A 22480-nucleotide genomic window follows, 5' to 3' on the forward strand; every position below is an offset into this window, starting at 1 on the left:
TTACTTCAATTTTTGATTATCTTTACGCATCTTTAGTTTTATAAAAGCGAGCGCTTTAACTGCATCATAGAAAGTGATCGTATTTTCTCCAACCACTTCCGTTTCAATCCCTGCTTGTGATTTATTAAAATCCAGCACATATTTTGTATAATCATTTTCTACGACAAACTTGGCTTGTTTCCCAATAAATTTGAGCCCAATAACACTGATGCCACGACAACCTATTTCTTCTAGGGTATTGGCAAAATCGATGTCTGAATTTCCCCAACCATCTGTTGATAAAACAACGCCATCTGTAGCCATCGCTTCTAGCCAAGTAGCTGTTCGTTGTCCGACTAGATGCTTCATTTCATTGCTTTGAGGCGTGCCAATAATAATAACACCTTGGAAATCAATGTCAGGATCTTTGCTTAAAACATCCAGTAAAGGATCTTTAAAAAGGTGCATCGAAGTTTCTTTAGTTGATGGTCCTATTCCCATAAAAATCCCCTTTTCTAACAATTAGACCATTGAACGAATGGCACCATCACGATACTCATTGGCAGATAAAAAGATGGGCATATTATTCATATCGATAATCGAATGACCACCCTTAAACCCACTAGGTTCATCTGGAAATAATAACATATCGTACATCGCACCTTGGCCAGCTACCTGCTTGACCAACGTCACTTTTGGCTTTCCCGGATTTCTTTTTTCTTCATAGATATGTGTTTCCGTTGCTTCCTTACCATCTAGCAACTTTAATTGTTCTCGGATTTCCTGCAGATAATTGTCAACTATCCGAAACAATTTTAAACATAACTCACGATCGAAAGGTGTTCCTTTCTTGACAAGTAAGTCAATCAAAATAATGTAATCCTCTGCGTTAGGTGTGCCCGGTCGATTTAAAAATAAATGGTCACGCAACACCCCATCAGAAGAACCAAATTCATGGAGCTGTTCACCCTCATCGATTGTGCCGGTCATTATGACCGACACTCCCGTTAATGTATGGGTGATACCCGTCCCCAAAACACCTAATACTTTAGCAGAAATTGGTAAAATATCCATGATAGTATTTGTGTTGAGGTCTAACTGATGGGGTTCTAACAATCGGATTGTCAAGGATTTGACATCCTCACACAGACAATCAAATTCAGTTTTTATCTGTAGTTGATTGTGATCAAGCTTAAATTGATTTCCTATGGAAACTTTTTCCATATGGAAAACTTTCATTTTTAATGTTTCTCCTTGCATGCTGATCCCTCTTTACACATGAGCGATATATTCATAAGGTAATGGCATAATTTTCCCTGGTGTTTCAATTGAAACTAGGCTTTCTAAAGTATCTTTTAAAATACCCGTTTGCATGTCAATATTATGTGGTTCTCCGGCATTAGCGCCCATCGGTACACGTGGTGCTACAGCTCTAGGTGAACCATTTTGCCGTACTACTGGTGGTAATGCGGCGATTAAAATAGTAGGAATCCCTGCTTCCTCAATTGCTCTCTGCACGATCACGGCAGTTCTATGACAGGTCCCTCAACCAGCAGTCAAAACAACTGCGTCAACTTCTTCTTCCACGAGTTTTTGTGCGATTTCTGGTCCCGTCTGTTCATTAAAGGCATCTTGGTCACCGCCGCCTCCCATAAAGCCATAATGTACAGGGGCAGCTTCTTTAATAAAGCCGTCTTTTACTAATTCATGCAGTCGATCAATCGGAAACATTGCATTGACATCCCGATTAACGTCTGCGTTGTCATATCCACCATGTGAGACCATTAAATCTTCACTTGGTACTCCATCTGGAATCTCACGATACGTTGTGTCTCCTGCCAAATTAAAGCGTGTATCACTTTTTAAGTGGACACCAGCTGCCGTTGCCAAAGCAATCCGCATTTCTTTCAGCTCTTTTTTAACGGGCGTAAAGACGGATTTGGGTGTGATTGGTACAAAAATTTCTGACTGTAATCCTTCGAATACTGTTAAACTCATCTACTCATTTTCCTCTCTCATTTTTATTTTCTTCTGTTGATTTTTTAAACGTCGACGTTCATGTTCTGTGATTGCTTCAACGTAATGAGTATTGGCTGCTTCTTCCAAAACCTCTGGATAACTCATCAAAAATCCAACTTCTTGTCCTATTTTTAAATCGTACTCTGAAATAATCATGCGCCGCGGAATTTTTAATTGACCTAGTCGTCCTTTGATATCAATAGTTACGCTCGCATCTCGAACTTCAACAAGTATCCCTTCAAACATTTGTTCAGTAGAGACATACTTTAATTTTTCGATTCTATCCATTTTGCACCTTATTTTATTCTTTTTCATAAATTTCTTGACGTTTTTTACTTTTCGGCAAAGATTGCTCATTTTCTTCCAGGTCTATTTTTCTTCCTGTTGTTTTTTCGATAATCTCAATGTTGTTTTGTTTGACATTCGGATTCCATTTACGTTCAGCTGGTTTAATTGTTCCTCCACCCATTAACGTTTTTAACATAGCTAAATCACGAATGGCGTCTTCTCTACACAAGGTATTATTTGATAAAATTTCATTTTCAATCCCTTGTTTTGATTTATTATTATCAACCATTGCGCCCATTTCAGAATTACCAACAACTAAGGCTCCTTGAACAGCACTATAAGAGTCGCCAACCACTTTGATTCCACGTTTTCCAATTTCTTCCATGTGAGAAGCGAAATCAATATGATTATTTCCGAAACCTTCAGTGGTTACAATGGCACCATCAATGTCCATGGCTTCGACAGTCATTCCTAAACGTTTTGAAACATAATATTTTTCAGTATTCGCTTGTGGAGAGCCGACGAACATAACACCGACTAAATCAATTTCTTCATCTGCCATTGCTTCTTTAACAAGCGGTTCCCGCCAATAATGGCGTGAAGTTTCTTTCGAAGCCGGTCCAATACAAGTTAACGCATGGATTCCTCCATCTAATACTTCTGTTGGTGCCAATAGGATTGGCAAATTGCCAAGGTCAACATTTGGTTTTGCGCCAAATGTTCCAACTGGCTCGATGGGCATAATCAAATTATCATGCATCGCACCTTGCCCCATTATTTCTTTGATGATCAAAACTTTCTTATTGCCAATTCGACGTTTCTGTATAATTTCTTCTGAATGTATCACCAATGATTCATCCGCTTTTTTGAGGGCTTCACGAATTTCTTGAGTGATGTAATCAGAAGCTTTGTGAGCGGCTAGCGGACCCGGACGTTCCATATTCGCGTGTTCTTTGATTGTCACTTGGGTTTTAATAAAGATTTCTCCTTTATCTGGTGCTCCAGGTCGTCCCCACATAATGTTACGATCTAATTCTCCTTCAGAAGAACCAAATTCACCGATTTGAACTCCCTTAGCATCCGTCCCTGTAACAACCATGACGACACCATCCAGTACTCGGGTAATTCCATGCCCAAGATCACCTTCAACTTTTGCGGCAATTGGCTGAACGTCCATAATCGTTTCACTATATTCAGTGTATTTATCTGGTGTAATGATTTCTAAAGTCATATCTTCAACGAGCTGTTCCAGTTCAACTGCTTCAGCACAAATTTCTGTCATTTTTCGTAAAATTAAAGTTGTTCCTTCGATTTTTGTTTCTTCCCCAAAAATCACCTGATCAATTTTTAGATGATCATGTCGTACAGAACGAATCACTTTTTCTTTCACCTGATTTGAGTTTTCCAAAACCGGTGCTGGTATTACTGGCGTTACTTGCTCAGGAATTATTGATTCCGGTGCAGGATTTACCGTTTCGGTTAACTGAGCAGCCATCATTAAAGGAAGCTCTAAATCAATTCCTTTTCCTTCAGCAATATGAATTTTAATAGTCTGACCACTCGTTACAGAAGATGAAGCAGTTTGAATTGGCGTCGCAATTGTTTCAGAAGTCTCAACTTCTTTTTTTTCATTTAAATGAACTTCTTTCATTCCTTCAGATACACCTTCCAGTAATTCTTTTGTCAATGGAATCAACGCATCCGTTGTTTCTTTTAATGTTGTACCAAGTACTTGTTCAATTGTTAACACATCTTCAGAAAATTCAAGTAACCCTGATTCTTCCAGATCAAGAAAAATTGCGGGGTCCTCTAGATTTTCTGGCGTAATCACTGTGCCTGCTTCCGCACGACAACAGAGTACAGCTAGATCTTTTGCATGTTCTTGGGCAGTTTCAGCCGTAATAGACATTCGTTAAATCCTCCTAAAATTTAAATTTATTTCGTTGTAGGTAATTTACGATATAGTCTGTGCCCATCTGCCCGAAGTACATGATCTGTATGATGATAAACCGGAACTCCTAACCTAGGAGCTACACCAATAACGGTGTTCGTTCAATCAGAACAAGTTCCAGTCATCACAACTTCAGCACCTGCTTTTTTCAAAGCAAAGACTGTTTGTGCTTGTCCTGGACATATACCTGGCAAGGTACATCTATATCTTCCATTCACTTTTACCATTCGCTTACAGCGTTGTGTAGCAACAACTTCAGCACCCATGTTTTCAGCTATTTCAGTCATTCTTTCTTCTGAACCGCCGCATTCACAAAGTAATAGTCCTATTTTTCGATGTTCTTGAGGAAATGGCATAGCAACCAATACCCCTCCGCTGGTTTTCGTAATGGGGGTTTCTTCCGTGCCGCTATGACCAGTCATTGGTCCACCGATCACAATTTCTCCATGGGGCTCAATAAAACCTCCAACTTGATCAATTAATTGCTTGACAGGTGTTCCAATTGGGACATCTTTAAAGACTGTTTTCTTTTGTTTTACACGACCAGATACCGTAAGATCTTTATCAATAAATGGTTTTCGCTGTTCAATCGCTTCGACAATGCGTTTAATTGTTTCAACATTATCCACTACTGCTCCGATTTCGATTGGCAGTTGACCAGGGTCTAAAGTGATGTTCAACACTTCACGAATCACTACACGTTCATCGCCTGCAGGATAGATGTCAGGTAATTGGTAAACATCTATTGTCGGTTCATTGTTGGTAAACTTTAACAATTGTATGACTAACTCTCGATGTTTTCCTTTAACGGCAATGATTCCTTTGGGTGCTTTCGTAATGCTCATGCAATACTTTATTCCACGAATCAATTGTTTGATTTGACTTTTCATTTGCTTTACATTGTGAAGTAATAAAGCTTCACATTCTGCACCATTTGCGATAAAGATGCCTTCTGGTATTTCACAAGATAATTTTATATCTGTCGGAAACCCAGCTCCACCAGCTCCGACAATTCCGGCTTCTTTGATTGCTTGAATATAAGAGGATGTTTCTGGAATAGGAAGATAACTTGAAAAATTTTGCTTTTCATCAATCTTTAGCACAATCTGATCGTTGGTTACTTCTGATACAACGCCTGAAAAGCTAGAATGAATGTTTGCTCCTAATCCATCTGGTTTAGCAATTTTTTGTCCACGTTGCACATATTCGCCTATTTTTACCATACTCTTTGATGAAGCGCCTACATGTTGTTTTAATGGTATAAGAATTTTTTCCACTCTTTTCACCTCCCTTGTTTTACTTGAACTTGAGTAAACTAGCCACCCACAGCTCATGTTTATAATATCACAATATGGAGGTTTGATGAACGATTTATTTATAAACAATTGTTATTTATAGTTCTATAAATGCTTTTATAACAACGAAAATATATGTATTGTTTTTTATTTAAATATAGATAAAAAATAACAACATGTACTTAATGATTATATACATAGAGTGAGAACTGATGGAAAATCTTTTTTCACTTTATTGAACGACACATATAGTCTATGCAATTTTGATTATCATAATTTTTTCATTTTCATTCATCAAAAAATACAGTTTAGCACGGTTGCTCTTTCAATATCTGTTCTATTCTATTGGCAAAATCAGCTCGATAATCATCTCATTTTTTAGCTAATAAAAAATCAAAAAAATATGTTAGAGAGCAATAGACATTTTCACAATAAAAAAGGGACTGGGACAAAAGTTGTCTCAGTCTCTTCTAGTATCTCTAAAAACGAATAAACGGTGTTCAAACATCAGCTACTTGAAATAAGCCTGAATTTTTCAAAACATGAGAAGCTGTTTCAAAAAATTCAGGCTTATTGTCATCAGAGCTACCCGATGTTTTTACGACCTCTGATTCACGGCGTTCAAGAAGCAACTCCTCAATAATAAGGGAGGAGCTAAACGCTTCTTTCAAAGCCTCTTTTCATGCGAATCTTAATTAATATTTTTTATTAGGTTTCTCCCCTTATGCACGATGCATTGGAAGATCATTATTACTTGGTTGAACAAGTAAGTATTGGATAACATCAATGTTACTTGATTCAAAAGATGCTGCACAAGCTTGAAGGTAAAGATCCCACATTCGATAAAAGGAATCGCCCATAGTTTCTGTTACCTTGTCTTGTACTTTATGGAAATTATTTGTCCAATGTTCTAAAGTAAGCTGATAGTCCCGACGCAAACTTTCTAAATCAATTAACTGTAAATCATTATCCGTAATATCTGTTACGATTTCTGCTAATCCTGGAATGTATCCACCCGGGAAAATATATTTGTTGATCCAAGCATTAACTGCCCCACCTTGCTGACGAGTAATACCGTGAATCAACGCTGTTCCTTTAGGAGCTAGTAATTTTTGGATGACACCAAAATACTCTTTTAAGTTGTCTGCTCCCACATGTTCAAACATCCCGACACTTGTAATATGATCAAACGTTTCATCTTTTAGATCACGATAATCCATTAATAAGACCCGACATTTATCTTCCAGATGTTCTTCCTTGATCCGATTAGTAATATGGTTATATTGTTCTTCACTTAAGGTAATACCAGTTGCTTTTACATTGTATTCTTTGATAGCTGTAAACATCAAGGTTCCCCAACCACAACCGATATCTAATAACGTATCATTATCCTTGATAAAAAGTTTATCTAAGATGTGGTGGACTTTATTGATTTGGGCTTGTTCCAATGTATCTTCAGGTGTCTCAAAATAAGCACAAGAATAGGTTAATGTTGGATCTAGCCACATTTCATAAAATTCATTTCCTAGATCATAATGTGCATGAATATCTGCTTGATTTTGTTTTTTTGTGTGTTTTTGCTTTTTAGGAAGCCATTTTAAATAGTCGCTCCCTCTTAAAAAGCTGTTTGCTTGTTGGTAAGCATCGTTGATCAACGCTTGAATACTTCCCTCAATCTCAATACGATGATCCATGTAAGCTTCACCTAGAGCTAGAGAGGCGTTATTTGTGATTTCTTTCATTGGTATTTCTTCATGGATCTTAATTTTGATTTGGGGAGGATTGTCAGTATCTCCATAGCGTTTTGTCGTACCATCCCAGTAGGTAACTTCGACTGGAAGGGAGAAAGAACGTGAAAATAATTGATTATATACTGTTTTTTCTAACATGATTTTCCTCCTTAGAATTGCTACTATTTAACGTTAATACTAAAAATTAAAAGAATCAACTCAGAAGGGTATTTTTCAGAAAAAAATCTTTGTTACCTATCAAATTTTCATTATTTTCACATTTAATTTCTCATAATTAGTTGATGATCTTAGGCCTTGACTTCATCTTTAAAGCCAGTTTTAGCAAAAATCCATAGCAATAAAAGAACTGAAACAGTTGATTGAATACCTAACATCAAAACAAAATCAAAATAAAAGAATCCAACAATCGTGGCAATAATGGAGCCAACTCCAATCACATTCAACATTAAATTGGCACTTTCTTTGAATGTTTGGATGGAAGAAAAACGACTCTTTCTAGTTAGCCATAAAAAGAAAGAAGCACCAAATAAAATGAAGCTAGTCATTATTAATAAGATGATTCCTAAACTCATACTATAAGATAAAATAATCATTGGACGATTACTGGCGTAAAATTCCTGTTCTAAAAATGCTTGAAACTCTTGTGGCGTTCGGACTGATTCGGGATTGAAAGACGCTTGGTAATTCATTTGATAGGTTCTTATACGCCCCTGTTCTTTTTGCTGGATTGTCCAATGATTTTTTGCGAAATCAATAAAGGCGTTTTTTTCGTTTTTTTGTTCTTTCGTCAATCCTGACCCAATCAGTATTTCGTTATTCTGATAAATCGTTATTGGTGAGTGATTTATTTGCCCATTCTCCATGGGTAATTCTGAAAATTTATTTACTCCATCTTGATCAATTAGTTGGTGAACTGTCAAAAATTGCTCCATAGGGATTGCTTTTACCTGATTGGTATAATACATGGTAATCGGCATAACCATCAACGCGACCAAGAAAAGAAAGATCAGACTCAATTTAGGCCATGACAACTGTCTTCTACCAGCAAATAGACGTCTAGGACTATTTAAATGAGAAAAGTAATTCAAAGGAAATGTTTGCATCAAAACCTGCTCCTAACCTTTTGTGCCACCAGAAGTCAAACCAGTGACAAAGTTTTTTTGTAAAAAGAAGAACAATAAACAAATCGGTAATGCAATGAGGATCGCTCCTGCGGCAAATAATGAAACCCGTTGATTTGTCACATCAGAAATGAATGTTTGCAAACCAACTGCCACTGTTTGATTTTCTGGTGTGCGTAGTAAAAATTTAGCGAGCATGAAGTCCCCAAACGGTCCCATAAAGGCCCATAATGCTTGAACGGCAATCATTGGTTTAACTAACGGTAAAACGATTTGTAGAAAAATCCGGAAATGACCAGCTCCATCTAATTTAGCAGATTCATCTAAATCAAGTGGAACAGTATCAAAATAACCTTTCATTAGCCAAGTATTCATCGGAATTCCCCCACCAATATAGATCATTGTTAAGAACCAGTATCGATCTAAGGCGTTAAGTAGAAAAGCCATGACGTAAAAAGCGGTCAATGCAGCCATCGTTGGAACCATTTGAATCACCAGGAAAAACATCAAGCTTGATTTGCGCCCAATGAAACGGTAACGACTATAAGTGTAACCAGCCAATGTTACAACAGTCACTTGGATAACCATTGTTAAAATGGAAATAATCAAGGTATTTTTATACCAAGTACCATATAACGTTTCTGAGAATAGCCGTCTAAAATTTTCTAGTGTCCAGTCACTGGATAAATCCAGACTAAAAGCAGCGATATTACCTGATTTAAATGCTGTACTGGCTGTAATCAACAATGGATAGATAATGATGATCGACAAAAGAATCAAAAAAACATAGGTCAAGAATTGTGACAATCTTCGTTGGAATTTAGCACTTGAATTAAATTGTTTCATCGCTTAGTCCTCCATATTAAATGCATTAGTCTTTTTAAACACAAGTAAAGAAACACAAATGACAATTGCAGAAATAATTAGTGTAATGGCTGAAGCCATGGAGTATTGTGGCGAGGTTCCCGTCGTTAGTTTATAGATCCAAGAAATCAAGATATCTGTTGAACCTGCGCCCCCTCCTACACTTCCAGGACCACCGTTGTTAAATAAATAAATCATCGAGAAATTGTTGAAATTACCAGTATACTGAGTAATAAACGTTGGCGCTGCTACTAGAAAAATAGCCGGTAACGTGATATTAGAGAAACGTTTCCAAGCATTTGCACCATCGATTTTTGCTGCTTCATATAAATCTTCAGAAATGGATTGTAAAATACCTGTTACCATGACATAGATATAAGGGAATCCTAACCACCCTTGAACCATAATGATCGCAACTTTCGTCCAAAATGGATCTGTTTTCCATGAAATCGCGCTAATGTCTACGAATGGCAGATGATTGATAAAAGGAATCACTTGGGTGTTGATCGCCCCCACACTATCATTGAAGATATTAGAGAAACTCATAATTGTTATAAATGCTGGTACCGCCCATGGTAAAAGGAAAATAATACCAAAAAAACGTCTAAATTTAATAAATTTTTGGTGAGCAATAACGGCTGTAAAAATACCTAATGTGATTTGAAGTGTCGTTGCACATAGTGTCCAAATAACAGTCCAAGAAAACACAGAGAAAAAGGTATTACGGTAAGAACTTAAGAAGAAGATACTAAAAAAGTTTTTTACTCCGATCCAATCAATCAAACTAGCAGGTGGGATATGTTTGAAATCATAGTTGGTAAATGCTGTAAATAATGTGACTAGAACTGGAAAAATAATCGTAAAAATCATCAAAAGATAGGCTGGAAGTGTAAGCAAATAAGGAAAACCCTCATCACCAATATTATGTATGACTTCCTTCATCGTTCGGTTGATTTTCTTACCTTCTTTGCGTAAAACTGCGACACGTTTGGCATCTAACAGATTCAGTCCATAGAAAATAAAAAAAATAACCGTAATGATTAGTTGCAGCGTTCCTTGAATCAAAATAAATAAGGAGTGATCCTCCATCGGAACCGTTCCCAGTGTGACTAAGCCAATCAAAGAGTTGAAGCCACCAACTATCAGTTGTAGAATAAATGCTACGAAAATACCTAGAAATACGATTCCTTTGAACGCTTGACCATTAGCAAATTGCCCTAAGCCAGGTATGAGAGACATAAGTGTAATTTTTCTTACATTGATATTATTTTGTTCGTCTTGCATAACGATACCCCCAGTACTACTATTTTATTCTTTGCGCAAGGAAATGAATCAGTCGGCTATCCATAATAGCCATCTATAAATAACTATTCATAGCAGTTATCCATAGTAACTATAAATAGTAGCTATCCATGACAGTCATCAATAATTGCTATCAAAAACCATTTTCCATTCATTTGTAGTCCTCACTCAGTTGCTATAAAAAAACTCTGCTCGTGGATGTTATTCACACGAATCAATGTGAAACAGTTAAAGAAAATACACCGTTCAACTGTTTCACCTATTGATCCATGACTTGTTTTATGATTTGGTTGACCAAATGAGATTTAGTGGTCTACTATTACCACATCTAGTAAAAATATCCATTTGATCGTGAATAGAGATCACTTTGTTACTTTTAATACTTTTGCTCAATCGCTTCTTTTATGGTTTTCACTGCTTGGTTAGCAGATTCTTTTGGCGATTTAGAACCTGAAGCTGCATCAAACATTAAGTTTTCAGCACCAGTCCAAACTTCAGCCATTTCTGGAATATTTGGCATTGCTTGCGCAGTTTCATACTGATCAATCACCGCAGTTGTCAATTCATCATTTTTTGATTTAGCTGTTTCACGTGCTGCTTGATTGGCTGGAATCTCATTGACCATTTCAAAGAATTTTTCTTGATTTTTTGTGTTTGTCACATAGTCTAACCATTTTTGTGATAATTCTTTGTTTTTAGAATAGTTACTTGCTACCCAACCTTTTCCTCCACCAAACGGTTGATAAGATTCGCCGTTGTTCAATGTTGGAATTTTTGCTACCCCATAATTGATTTTGTTGTCTTTATAAGTTTGTGCTTGCCAAGGACCATCAATGATTGCTGCTGCTTTGTTAGACATGAATTGTTGGCTAACGAAATCGCCTGCACTCTTGATATCTTGCATCCCTTTTGGCCAAACATTTTGGAACCAGTTTGTAGCATAAGTGATTCCTTCGATTGATCCTGCATTATTTAGACCAATATCTGATGGATTAGTTCCGTTGTCACCAAAAACATACCCGCCATAGCCTGCTAGTAAACCATAAGAATAATAAAAATCAGTCCATTTTGCTAAGAATCCAGTATTTTTTCCTGCTTCTGATTCAAAGGCAAAGCGTTTGTCTTTGGCTAGATTTTCTAATTCTTTGAAAGTGGTTGGTGCTGCATCTACTAGATCCTTGTTGTAGTACAAGACTAATGTTTCGATCACCGCTGGTTCGCCGTAAATTTTTCCGTCATAGGTCACTTGTGCTTTATCTGTTTCATCATAGTCGGCTTCATTCCCTAATTTGACTTCCGCTAAATGGCCTTGTTGTCCTAACGCACCAATTCGATCATAGGCTGCCATCATCACATCTGGTCCTTTACCGGCAGGTCCATCCAAAGAAAGCGCTTCTAATTGATCGAACATATCTTTTTCAACTAGCTTGATTTTGACATCATTCTCTTTTTCAAAATCACCCTTGATCTCATTGATGTAATCTTTATAACCAGAATCTACCGATACAGTTAACGTTTTTTCATCATTTCCACCGCTAGCTGTATCAGCTTTTCCATTACCACAAGCTGCTAATCCACCTAAAATACCAAGTGACAATAAACCCAACCCTAATTTTTTAACATAGTTTTTCTTCACTTTTTGTTCCTCCACTTCCATAAATGTTGTTTGTATAAAGAGTATACTGTTATAAAACGACAACTTGCAAACGCTTTCTGCTTGTTACCGGTAACAAGTTATTCACACATCAAAATGAATCCGAATTGTTGAATTTCAGCTTTCCCATCATTTAATAATTCACTATTTTGGCTTAAGATAATTTCATTTTTCTGATCAACCAAATAACTTGTAGAAGATTGATTAAAAATAGCATGGATCTTTTGGCCGTTCAATTCACGAGAAAAATGAATCACGTCTTGACCATCATCAATTAGCTCCCAGCAAATCGTACCTGTGATTAAAATTTCAGATAATCGTTTCCGAAGATAAATCAATTCTTTAATAAAACCGTATAATTCCGTATCTTGTTGCTCTTTCTCCCAGATCATACATTTACGACAATCAGGATCATCTTCTCCAGTCAATCCGATTTCCGTTCCATAATAAATACAAGGTGCGCCTTTTTGTAAAAACATGAAAGTAAGTACAGCTTTCATCAACTCTTTATTTCCATTACACAAGGTTAGGATTCTCGCAGTATCGTGGGAATCTAATAAATTAAATGTTCCTTCGTTTACTTGATCTTGGTACAGCATCTGCTGATGGTTCATGCCACTTGCCATTTGTGAAGCAGTGATTTTTCGTTTAACAAAATAGTCTTTGATTGAGTCTGTAAATGCATAGTTCATTACAGCATGGAACTCATCTCCTTGTAACCAAGCTTGGGATGAATGCCAGATTTCGCCTAAAATATAAATATCTGGTTTGATTGCAGTGACTTTTTCATGGAACAATTTCCAGAAATGATGATCGACTTCATTAGCGACATCTAAACGCCACCCATCAATATCAAATTCTTTCACCCAATAAGCAGCAATATCTAGTAAGTACGATTGAACCTCAGGATTTGCTGTGTTGAGTTTAGGCATGAAAGGTGTAAAAGCAAACGTATCATAAGATAAATTTGCTGCCGTTTCGGGTAAATTCGTCATTTGATAGGCATCCACAGGAAAAGAATGAATATGGAACCAATCTTTATAAATTGATTTTTCGCCATTTTTGATCACATCTTGCCATTGGGGCGAGTCACTACCAATATGATTGAAAACAGCATCTAACATAATGCGGATACCCTTTTTATGCGCTTTTTCGATTAATTCTTTTAACAGACGTTCGTCACCAAAGGCTGGATCAACCTTCAAATAGTCGATCGTATCGTATTTATGATTAGACATAGCTTGGAAAATCGGGCAAAAATAAATACCATTGATTCCCAAATCGACTAAGTAATCGAGGTGATCAATCACACCCTGTAAATCACCACCAAAGAAATCATCTCGGTCAGGTGCTTTACTTCCCCATGGTAGCGTATGAGCTGGATCGTTAGTTGAGTCGCCATTCGCAAATCGTTCAGGAAATATTTGGTACCAAATCGTTTCTTTTGCCCATTGCGGCACTTTGAAACGATCAATTTCATGAAAATAGGGTATCCGGAAATAGTAATTTGCTTCTGCTAAGTTCGCTGGTTCATACGCAAAAATCCCTTGATCCCCGTAAAAACATTCTGTGCCATCAATTCCTACGATATGAAACCCATATTGTAACCTTCTAGTCGAGCTTGTTTGTTCCACTTCCCAGTAATCATGAACTAAAGTACTCAGACTTTTTTTCATTGGTATTTCTTCCAGATACCATTTTTGTGAATCAATCGTATAAGGATCGCCACTAATAAGATAAACTTTTTTTACATCGTCTTTACAGGTACGTAAACGAATTCTGAAAGTATCAGCTGTATATAAAAAAGCATATTCACTTTCCGGTCGATGATAAATTGCTGCGGTGTTCATGTATTTCCTCCTTCATATTTAAGATTACGTGTTCACTATAAAAGAGTGAACAACAAAAGACAACGCTTTCATTTATGTTATCGGTAACAGAATTCTGTTTCCCATGATTATCTCATCAAAAGGAGAAGTTAGGTCAATGGCGACATTAGCTGAATTATCGGTATTGTAGAAAGTGTAATTTTATACTAGCTACTTGCTGATTCATATAAAAAAAGTTCAACAATAAAGAAAGAATCCAAAAGAGAAAGAGCTGCTTTTGGATTCTTTCTGATTACTTGGTGTATCTCTACAACGACCACAGTGATCATATTATTTGTCAAACGTTTATTATTGAGAAAAAAGGAGTTCCTTTTTGTAGCAATAACGTTCGATTTTTTCTTGATCAAGGACTGCCCCATTGCCTTTTCCTAAGGGAACTGCAAGTTTCCCATCAGTGAGGCAAGCTTTATTTTTGATGATATCATCGTAGTAATAGCGATCTGATGCCGATATATCGCCAGGGAAAGTAAAGTCATTTTGGCTGGCAAATTGTATATTTAAGCAACGTCCTACTCCTGATTCAAACATTCCACCTAGCCACACCGTCAAGTTATGTTCACGACAAAATGTTACGATGGATAATGCCTCAGCGATCCCACCCACTCTGGGGATTTTTAGATTAATCCCACGACAACTGCCCAAGGTATGAGCGGTTTTAACATCATTTAGTGTACGAATATTCTCATCTAAACAAATTGGTGTTTTTAATTGTTTCTGTAAATACGCATGCTCGATAAAATCCCGTTGATTAAAAGGCTGTTCAATCATCGCTAGGTTTAATCGATCCAATTCTAACAATACCGGTAGATCCTTTAATGTATAAGCAGAATTGGCATCTGCCATCAAAAGCAAGTGAGGAAATTCCTTTCGTAATAAGGTTAATGGTTCGATATCGTAACCTGGTTTGATCTTTAACTTCAACCGCGTATAGCCTTGAGAAACATACATTCGAGCTTGTTTTAACAATTTTGCAGAATCTGTGTGGATACCTAAACTAATCCCAACTGCTAATTCTATTTTCGTACTTTTGAAAATTTCTCGGAAACTGACATTCTTTCGTCTGGCATATAAATCCCAAATAGCTGTTTCCAAGGCTGCTTTTGCCATAAAATTCCCTTGCACTTTCGTCAATCGTCGCTGAACTTCGAAAGGCTCTTTGATTGGAGACATAGTAAGTAAAGGAATCAATTCATTTTTGATGATCAAGCGACTCATGTCGATCGTTTCTTCAATATAGTCCGCTTGTTGGAAAGAAACCAACTCTCCTACTCCTTGATTGCCTAATTCATCCTCGATTATCAATAAATCAAACGCTTTTTCAGTTAGAATTCCATAACTCGTTTCAAAAGGGGTAGTCAAAGGTAATTTAAGTTGTAATTGCTCGATTTTTCTAATTTGTATCACTTTTTTCTTTCTCCATTATCCATTGATTTACTAGGGAAACAAATTTCGTTGGCTGTTCTAGATGAATACAGTGTCCACTTTTGGGAACCAACGCCATGGAAAACAGACTATTTTCTTCAACCAATTTTTTTCCGATTTTTTGAAACTTAGTATCATATTCTCCTGCTAAATAAAGGATCGGTCTTTGGATATTTCTAAGCGATGGCCAGTAATTCGTCTGTTGCCCAGTTCCCATGTACATCAAACTAAGCGCCAAACCAATTGGTTGTTGCATAAGTCTTCCTTGGCGAATCTTTCTTCTTGTCGAATCAGGTAGTTCTTTTTGACTTTCAAATAATGGAATCGATTCCCAATAATCCACAAAACCAGACAATGGTTCAGTCATGATCTTTTGCGCTAATAGAAGATCTTTTTTTTGACGTATGAGTCTTTCGCTAAGCGAACTGATGCCTGGTGTACCACTTTCCATAATGATGCCTAAAATTCCTTTTGGTTGTTCAATCAGCCAAGTTAACGCGGTACGGGCCCCCATGGAATACCCCAACAAATAAAAGGCATCGATCTTTAATTGCAGAACCAATTGTGCTAAATCTTGAACAAGTAATGGAAGCTTATAGCGATAAGGATGAACATAAACATCCGTCTTACCATGCCCGATCAAATCGATTGCTAAAACATTTAAATCTTGAAAAGGCAAAGAAAAGCTCATGGAAGTTCCGGTAAATCCGTGTAAACAAATGATAGTAGGTCTCATTGGAGATGTTCGCTGTAACCAACGATAAGCATAATTAACACCATTGATTTTTATTTTTCCCTCACTCATTTCGATTACCGTATCCCTCAATCATGTGTTGCCAAAGCTCTGCTGGTGCTTTTTGTTCGCCAACGACTTCAATCAACGTCCAAGTTGAATTTTTTTTCTCTTCTTTGTTGTCTTTACTGTCTATTCTTTCTCGACTTTCACAAACTATTTGTTCAAATTCAGTCAGCGATTTGGGCTTTTTATAAGCGCCGCAGTACAGATCTGCCACTTTCTCCAAGTCTAGATGTAAGGGTGTTGAAAACAAAGGATCAAAAAAGGAGTTATCTAGTTCCCTTTGAGGAAGGAAAGAAAAGATACCTCCCCCGTTATTATTCAAAACGATCACAGTCACCGGCAGCTCAAGTTCTTTGATTATTTGTAACCCATTCATATCATGAAACAAAGCTAAGTCACCAATCAACAAAAACATCTGCTGTTTCTTAGCCGCACAAATACCTGCAGCTGTTGAAACAATCCCGTCAATACCATTTACTCCCCGATTCCCATAGACTGAAAATCGTTGTTTTGAAAAACCAGCGTAGCGATCAATAAAACGAATAGCATTACTATTGGACAAGAAGAGCGTTTCGTCAGACTCTAGCAACTGAAAAAGACGCTTACTGGCATTGCTTTCGTTATAGGCATCTAAGGGTAAGGTTGTTTCTATCGTTTGTCGGGCAAGCTTTGCTCTTTCTTGCCAATAGGATAACCAGTTTCTATCTGCATGAGTATGAAATGCTTCATCGCTCATGTTCTTAACCATGCTACAAAACGTCAGTGGATCAATTGGTAAAACATAATTACTTTGATGTAACCAGTCTTTCCAAGATTCGCTTTCATCAATGATGACATAAGTCAGGTCTTTTGACTGCTTTAAATAAAGCATGAGGTTTTTGGCCAATGGCAAGTTACCAAACTGCCAAACGATTTCGGGTGTTTCTAAGCGTTGATCGGCAAAGATCAAATCAACATGAGAAATATAATTGTCGCTTTCTTTCTCGCAATTTCCTAAATTTGTAAGTGGATCACCAAGAATAGGCCATCCTACGATTTCAGCTAGTTCAATCATTTTCGTTGCCTGTCGTGTGGTCAATTCTCTTCCAACAATAATCAACCCTTTTTTGGTCAACCAAGAACCAAGTTCTGGTAACGAAAAGGAAGTTACTTTATTGATCGTTTCCCCTTTTCTTGAATAATGACGTGTAAATGATTGTGATAAATCCGGCAGTAAAGGTTCTCGAAAAGGTAGATTCACATGTACAGGTCCTTTAGGAATTTTTATTGCAGCAGCCGCACTCTCCCAACCCTGAAAAAACGCATATCTTTCAAAAGATTCTCCTTCTTCTGGCAAAGCCATTCCGATATACTTTTTGACATGGCTTCCATACAAATGTTGCTGATCCATCGTTTGTGGTGCTCCTACGCCTTGCGCCTCTGGTGGACGGTCAGCGGTCAACACAACGAGTGGAACATTTGACGCCTCAGCTTCACAAATGGCTGGATAATAATTTGCTGCAGCAGTTCCTGATGTGCAAATCAGACCCACAGGTTCCTTTTGTGCTTTTGCTAAACCAAGCGCAAAAAAAGCAGCCGAACGCTCGTCCACATTGATATAGCAATTGATTTCCGGGTCACGATAAGCCAATAAGGCCAGTGGTGTCGAGCGTGATCCTGGGCTAATGACCATTTCTTTTAATCCACTTTCTTTCAATCCATGGATAAATGCTAATAAATAAGCAGTCAGCTCTTTTGTGTTCGTCATTCTTTTACACCTCGAATCATCGGTTGAAATTTTAGAGCAGTTTCTAAGTATTCCGCTTCAGGCGTTGAATTTGGGACGATTCCACAGCCAGCATACAACTGGACCTCAGTATCACTCACTACTCCAGAACGAATACCAACTGCAAATTCACCAACATCCTCAGTTAAACTACACCAGCCAATTGGACCACCGTATAACCCTCGCCCAATAGGTTCTTTTTCCGCTATCCAATCAATGGCTGCCTGTTTAGGCACACCGCCTAAAGCTGGTGAAGGATGTAGTTGTCGTATGACTTCTAAAAATGAGAAACCGTCCTGACGGCTCCCTTTCAACGTCAAACAAAGATGTTGAATGTCTCGGTTTTTTAAAAGACTTTTTTCTGATACTGTTAGTTTCCCCTTAATAAATGAGTGCATCTGTTCTGTTAAACGTTCGACGACTAATTGGTGTTCTCCAATATTTTTAGAGTCTTTTAAAAGTTTTTCTCCCAATGTAACGTCTTCTCTTTCGTTTGAACTTCTAGCGATAGAGCCAGCAATGCTAGCGGTCAAGAAATGGGTATCAGTCGCCTGAAGCAAACGTTCAGGTGTTGCGCCAATAAACGCTTGACCTTTTGCTTCTAAAACAAAGTGATAGGTGTTTGGTTGTTGACTAATCAGATGAAGTAAGATTTTTTCAACAGAAAATTCTTTGCCAACTAATTGCATCTGTCTTGCTAAAACCACTTTTTTAAGTGCTGATTTTTTATTTGCTGTGACTTCGATCGTCTCTTCAACAGCTTTTAAGAAATGAGGAACAGCTACTTCAGTTTCTTTTAATATTTGACTTGGCGAAAAATCTGGGACACATCGCTCTTTCATTTCATTAATGAGTCTCATTTTTTCTTTAATAAACTCATCGAGTTTTTTTAAAGTTTTAAAATGATTCCTTGCGGTTATTACAACGGTTAGTTGCTGATGATTTTGCTTGATTAATAGTTCGGGTAGAATAAAACAGCCCTCTGCCAATTCTCCCCAAATAGGCGCTTGTTTTTTGTTTTCAGCATCAAAAGGTAATCCTCCAAAAAGAATCGGAGTCTCTTTTTCAGGAACCAGAAACGAAAGTTTTTTAAAAAACTCTTGTTTAGCATTTATCAGGTCTTCGGTGGACCAGTTTCCACGCTTCTTTAAAAGATTATGCCCAAACCCCAAGAAACCGACATTTTTGTCTGGCGTTTGCCAAAAGAAACGTGTGCCTTTAAAGTCACTCGCTTTTGCAAAGAGATTTGCTAACGGTTCATAAGGAATATTAAAGCTATAACATACATAGTCAGCTTCAGGTACTTCCTGTAGATTTAGATTAAATAAGTTGGTAGTCAATATAGTTCACTCTTTCTTCTGTTAAAAAAAGTCGTTTTAATGGTTTTCCTGAGGCTGTTTTTGGTAGATCATGAATGACAAAAATTTCGTCAGGGTGTTTGTAGGAAGCAAGTGGCTCCATGAGATTGCAAATTTCATTAACGCTGACCTTATCTATTAATTTCAAATAAGCTACTGGGCGTTGCCCCCAGTTAGGGTCGGCTCTACCAATAACAATAGCCTCTGTAATTTTCTGACTTTTTAAAAAAATTGCTTCAATCTCAGCAGGGTAAATATTTTCTCCGCCAGAGATGATTCGCTCACTCATTCGACTAAGAATTTTTAGTTCACCAGTATCTGTTAAATAGCCCCAATCACCAGTACAAAACCAGCCCTCTTTCGTCCACGAATGTCGATCTCGTCCGTTGAGATATCCTTTAACGATCGACGGACCTTTCAAAAGAATTTCTCCAGATTCGTTCGCTTGATCTGTCCCATCGATTTTAATTTGCACACCCATTAGCGGACGACCAACCGTGTCTTTAAACTTTGAATGCAAATTGATTTTACCTGCGACAACTTGGGAACATGTTTCTGTCATGCCATAAGACAACATAACGGGTAGCTTCAACTGGCAACAGTCTTCAAGTAAGGTAGATTCAATCGGACCGCCACCTAATAAAACTTGCTTCAAAGAAGAAGGATAACCGTCTTCTGGTACAAACGGCAACAGATCTTTTAACATTTTCGTGACTAACGACAAATAAGCGGTTTTTTCGCTTAAAATCAGTTGGTTGACTTCTGATGGGTGAAATTTTTCACATAAATGAACGCTAATTCCTAAAACAAGGGAACGTAAAAGAATCGATAAACCACTGATATGGTACAACGGGACGCAACAAAGCCAATTCTCGCCAGACTCGATAGCCATACTTTTTTGTGTAGCTAGGCTACTTGCTTGATGGTTTGAAAAAGTTTGAGGTACTCCTTTTGGCTTTCCAGTAGTCCCAGATGTATACATGATCGAGGCTATTTGCTCCAATTGATAGCCGAAATCAATTGGTGGTTCATTAATTCTCCCGATTAGTTCCTTTTTTTTCGGGAAAGAAATGATGGTTACATTTTCAAAGGAAAAATGTTCAGGATGTTCAGTGATCAATAGTCGTGTATTGGCATCTTTTAACTGATAAGCTAGTTCTTCACTGGTTAACCTTGTATTTAGAAATTGGATCTCCATTCCTAATTCCCATAGAGCTAAGATCGACTGATACATCATTGTCTGATTGTCGCTCAAAATGGCTACTCTTTTAATAGTTTTTTGTTGATTGCTTATAAAACGTTTGAAATAATAAGCAAGTTGCTGTACATAGTGATTCAATTCACTAAACGTTAGACAAACATCTTTCGTATAAAAGGCTGACTGATCTGGCTGTTTTAATGCTTGTCGTTGCAACCAACTATTTGGTTTTTGTTTAGGGAAATTTAGGAAATTGGTCAAAGTCAGGCTCTCTCTTTTCTTTGAATGCATCGCGTCCTTCTTGAGCTTCAGCCATCGTGTAGTAAAGTAAAGTGGCATCCCCTGCTAATTGTTGGATCCCCGCTAGTCCGTCTGTATCTGCGTTCATTGCAGCCTTGATCATTCTTAATGCTAAAGGACTTTTCTTCAACATTTCTTCTGCCCACTCTATCGTTACGTCTTCAATTTCGGCTAAAGGTACCACTGTGTTGATCCAATTCATTGCTAAAGCTTCTGTTGCGGAATACTGTTTCGTCATAAACCAGACTTCTTTTGCTTTTTTATGACCGATCACTCGAGCTAGATAGCCTGATCCATAACCGCCGTCAAAACTTCCTACATTCGGACCTGTTTGTCCAAATTTCGCATTTTCAGCGGCAATTGTAATGTCACAAACAAGTTGTAAGACATTGCCTCCACCGATCGACCAACCTTTGACCATTGCAATCACAGGCTTTGGAATGACCCGAATCAAGCGTTGGAGATCTAGCACATTCAAGCGAGGGATTTGATCATCACCTACATACCCGCCATTTCCTCGAACTTTTTGATCTCCACCAGAACAAAATGCTTGATCTCCTGCTCCGGTTAAAATAATCACACCAATATCTTGCCGCTCTCGACAAATAGTAAAAGCTTCAATCATTTCAAACACTGTCTTTGGAGTGAATGCATTGTGTACTTGAGGTCGATTAATTGTTATTTTTGCTATTTTATCATGTTTTTCAAAAAGTATTTCTTCATAGTCTTTAATTGTTTGCCATTTTCTCATTTTATTCCTCCTCTAAGTTGAACATTCTTATTATACACAAAAGCCAAAGAAAACGTTTGTAATTTTATATTTTTTAAGAATTTCTGTTATACTATTCAAAAAACAATAAAAGGAATGAAACCTAAAAATGAATTTAATCGAATATTTACAGATTGAGACAATGTCTATCTCAAAAGAACAGGTTGAATTGTTACTACCGATTTCTGACATCCATCTCCAACCTTTTGGCTTCCTTCATGGCGGAATCAACGGTATCTTGATTGAAACCGCTTGTAGTATTGGTGCTAACCAACATTTAAGCTCGCCACAATATGCGGTAGGTGTAGATTTACACGTCAACCACCTTAACAGCGCTCAAAATGGACAATTACGAGTGATCGCACGTCCGACTAAAATTGGACGCTCTATCCAATTTTGGGCAGCTGAAATTTATTTAGAAAAAGAAAACGAACCAACCCCTGCTCATCTTATTGCCAATGGTTCTTGCACACTAACTGTTCGTAACGAATCGACATGACGTTGCATTTATGTCCAACCTTTCATTCATTAAATTTCCATCTTTATTTGCTCTTTATCGAAATAAGTAAAAGTAAAAGACATCTTTCATTTTTATTTCAATCGATAAAAAATATTAATATTCACTATCTATAGCAACATAGTGAACTCATAGCACCTCTATTTCTCGACTTGAAATGTTAGACTAACCTAACATTTTTTTAAAATAGTAGTTAACTTTAGGTGGATATTACGTTATAATGAAAAAAGCACTAAAAA

The 22480-nt window shown here is 37.3% G+C and carries 20 protein-coding genes; 1 reads left to right on the forward strand and 19 read right to left on the reverse strand.

The features are described 5' to 3' along the window. The 19 genes from IGJ32_RS06550 to menB all read right to left on the reverse strand — a co-directional run bounded on the left by IGJ32_RS06550 (position 1) and on the right by menB (position 21706). Positions 1-480, reverse strand: a complete 480-nt coding sequence (locus IGJ32_RS06550) for a glycine/sarcosine/betaine reductase component B subunit (protein WP_063627132.1) — start codon at positions 478-480, stop codon at positions 1-3. 21 nt (positions 481-501) lie between these two features. Continuing rightward, positions 502-1239: a proline reductase cluster protein PrdD gene (gene prdD, locus IGJ32_RS06555; RefSeq protein ID WP_063627133.1), complete on the reverse strand. Its 738-nt coding sequence runs from the start codon at positions 1237-1239 to the stop codon at positions 502-504. A gap of 12 nt (positions 1240-1251) precedes the next feature. After that, a complete protein-coding gene (gene prdB, locus IGJ32_RS06560) occupies positions 1252-1977 on the reverse strand; it encodes a D-proline reductase (dithiol) protein PrdB (protein ID WP_342081727.1) in 726 nt (241 codons plus the stop codon). After that, positions 1978-2286, reverse strand: a complete 309-nt coding sequence (locus IGJ32_RS06565; RefSeq protein WP_010719135.1) for a CBO2463/CBO2479 domain-containing protein — start codon at positions 2284-2286, stop codon at positions 1978-1980. It lies immediately after the preceding gene. A gap of 13 nt (positions 2287-2299) precedes the next feature. Further along, positions 2300-4195: a D-proline reductase (dithiol) proprotein PrdA gene (prdA, locus tag IGJ32_RS06570; RefSeq protein WP_342081728.1), complete on the reverse strand. Its 1896-nt coding sequence runs from the start codon at positions 4193-4195 to the stop codon at positions 2300-2302. 26 nt (positions 4196-4221) lie between these two features. After that, entirely contained in the window at positions 4222-5514 is a 1293-nt protein-coding gene (gene prdC, locus IGJ32_RS06575; protein ID WP_179299865.1) for a proline reductase-associated electron transfer protein PrdC, read from the reverse strand. Positions 5515-6032: 518 nt separating this feature from the next. After that, a complete protein-coding gene (locus tag IGJ32_RS06580; protein ID WP_160231705.1) occupies positions 6033-6203 on the reverse strand; it encodes a hypothetical protein in 171 nt (56 codons plus the stop codon). A gap of 51 nt (positions 6204-6254) precedes the next feature. Continuing rightward, positions 6255-7421, reverse strand: coding sequence for a cyclopropane-fatty-acyl-phospholipid synthase family protein (locus IGJ32_RS06585; protein WP_342081729.1), 1167 nt, complete (start codon positions 7419-7421; stop codon positions 6255-6257). 149 nt (positions 7422-7570) lie between these two features. Further along, complete coding sequence (locus tag IGJ32_RS06590) at positions 7571-8386, reverse strand: maltodextrose utilization protein MalA (protein ID WP_053765999.1); 816 nt, start codon at positions 8384-8386, stop codon at positions 7571-7573. 12 nt (positions 8387-8398) lie between these two features. Beyond that, positions 8399-9250: a sugar ABC transporter permease gene (locus IGJ32_RS06595; RefSeq protein ID WP_010719130.1), complete on the reverse strand. Its 852-nt coding sequence runs from the start codon at positions 9248-9250 to the stop codon at positions 8399-8401. A gap of 3 nt (positions 9251-9253) precedes the next feature. Then, the gene (locus IGJ32_RS06600) at positions 9254-10552 is read right to left on the reverse strand and encodes a carbohydrate ABC transporter permease (RefSeq protein ID WP_342081730.1); all 1299 of its coding nucleotides are present in this window, start codon (positions 10550-10552) and stop codon (positions 9254-9256) included. 394 nt (positions 10553-10946) lie between these two features. Next, positions 10947-12206, reverse strand: coding sequence for an extracellular solute-binding protein (locus IGJ32_RS06605; protein WP_010737611.1), 1260 nt, complete (start codon positions 12204-12206; stop codon positions 10947-10949). A 98-nt stretch (positions 12207-12304) separates the two neighbouring features. Beyond that, positions 12305-14074, reverse strand: a complete 1770-nt coding sequence (locus tag IGJ32_RS06610; protein ID WP_373168859.1) for a glycoside hydrolase family 13 protein — start codon at positions 14072-14074, stop codon at positions 12305-12307. A 327-nt stretch (positions 14075-14401) separates the two neighbouring features. Next, a complete protein-coding gene (menC, locus tag IGJ32_RS06615; protein WP_342081789.1) occupies positions 14402-15514 on the reverse strand; it encodes an o-succinylbenzoate synthase in 1113 nt (370 codons plus the stop codon). After that, a complete protein-coding gene (menH, locus tag IGJ32_RS06620; protein ID WP_342081732.1) occupies positions 15504-16340 on the reverse strand; it encodes a 2-succinyl-6-hydroxy-2,4-cyclohexadiene-1-carboxylate synthase in 837 nt (278 codons plus the stop codon). The genes menC and menH overlap by 11 nt, the downstream gene beginning before the upstream one ends. Then, entirely contained in the window at positions 16333-18081 is a 1749-nt protein-coding gene (gene menD, locus IGJ32_RS06625; RefSeq protein WP_342081733.1) for a 2-succinyl-5-enolpyruvyl-6-hydroxy-3-cyclohexene-1-carboxylic-acid synthase, read from the reverse strand. Before menD ends, menH begins: the two co-directional genes overlap by 8 nt. Beyond that, entirely contained in the window at positions 18078-19439 is a 1362-nt protein-coding gene (locus tag IGJ32_RS06630) for an isochorismate synthase (protein WP_342081734.1), read from the reverse strand. Before IGJ32_RS06630 ends, menD begins: the two co-directional genes overlap by 4 nt. Then, positions 19420-20946 (reverse strand): o-succinylbenzoate--CoA ligase, encoded by a 1527-nt coding sequence (gene menE / locus IGJ32_RS06635; RefSeq protein WP_207428635.1) that lies wholly within the window; start codon positions 20944-20946, stop codon positions 19420-19422. Before menE ends, IGJ32_RS06630 begins: the two co-directional genes overlap by 20 nt. Then, on the reverse strand, positions 20891-21706 hold the full coding sequence (menB, locus tag IGJ32_RS06640) for a 1,4-dihydroxy-2-naphthoyl-CoA synthase (protein WP_081127568.1): 816 nt from the start codon (positions 21704-21706) through the stop codon (positions 20891-20893). Before menB ends, menE begins: the two co-directional genes overlap by 56 nt. A 127-nt stretch (positions 21707-21833) precedes the next feature. On the opposite strand from menB, the gene IGJ32_RS06645 reads away from it, so the two are divergent. Then, positions 21834-22223 carry a PaaI family thioesterase gene (locus tag IGJ32_RS06645; protein ID WP_034866549.1) on the forward strand — a complete coding sequence of 130 codons (390 nt, stop codon included), beginning with the start codon at positions 21834-21836 and terminating at the stop codon, positions 22221-22223. Positions 22224-22480 lie beyond the last annotated feature (257 nt).

Origin of the sequence: Enterococcus sp. DIV1639a, assembly GCF_050530445.1 — a bacterium.
Taxonomy (GTDB): domain Bacteria; phylum Bacillota; class Bacilli; order Lactobacillales; family Enterococcaceae; genus Enterococcus_B; species Enterococcus_B hirae.

Coding starts and splice junctions, on each gene's coding strand:
- IGJ32_RS06550 (WP_063627132.1), bottom strand. CDS start 480: ATGGGAATAGGACCATCAACTAAAGAAACTTCGATGCACCTTTTTAAA.
- prdD (WP_063627133.1), bottom strand. CDS start 1,239: ATGCAAGGAGAAACATTAAAAATGAAAGTTTTCCATATGGAAAAAGTT.
- IGJ32_RS06565 (WP_010719135.1), bottom strand. CDS start 2,286: ATGGATAGAATCGAAAAATTAAAGTATGTCTCTACTGAACAAATGTTT.
- prdA (WP_342081728.1), bottom strand. CDS start 4,195: ATGTCTATTACGGCTGAAACTGCCCAAGAACATGCAAAAGATCTAGCT.
- IGJ32_RS06585 (WP_342081729.1), bottom strand. CDS start 7,421: ATGTTAGAAAAAACAGTATATAATCAATTATTTTCACGTTCTTTCTCC.
- IGJ32_RS06590 (WP_053765999.1), bottom strand. CDS start 8,386: ATGCAAACATTTCCTTTGAATTACTTTTCTCATTTAAATAGTCCTAGA.
- IGJ32_RS06595 (WP_010719130.1), bottom strand. CDS start 9,250: ATGAAACAATTTAATTCAAGTGCTAAATTCCAACGAAGATTGTCACAA.
- IGJ32_RS06600 (WP_342081730.1), bottom strand. CDS start 10,552: ATGCAAGACGAACAAAATAATATCAATGTAAGAAAAATTACACTTATG.
- IGJ32_RS06610 (WP_373168859.1), bottom strand. CDS start 14,074: ATGAACACCGCAGCAATTTATCATCGACCGGAAAGTGAATATGCTTTT.
- menH (WP_342081732.1), bottom strand. CDS start 16,340: ATGAGTGAGGGAAAAATAAAAATCAATGGTGTTAATTATGCTTATCGT.
- menD (WP_342081733.1), bottom strand. CDS start 18,081: ATGACGAACACAAAAGAGCTGACTGCTTATTTATTAGCATTTATCCAT.
- menE (WP_207428635.1), bottom strand. CDS start 20,946: ATGCATTCAAAGAAAAGAGAGAGCCTGACTTTGACCAATTTCCTAAAT.
- menB (WP_081127568.1), bottom strand. CDS start 21,706: ATGAGAAAATGGCAAACAATTAAAGACTATGAAGAAATACTTTTTGAA.
- IGJ32_RS06645 (WP_034866549.1), top strand. CDS start 21,834: ATGAATTTAATCGAATATTTACAGATTGAGACAATGTCTATCTCAAAA.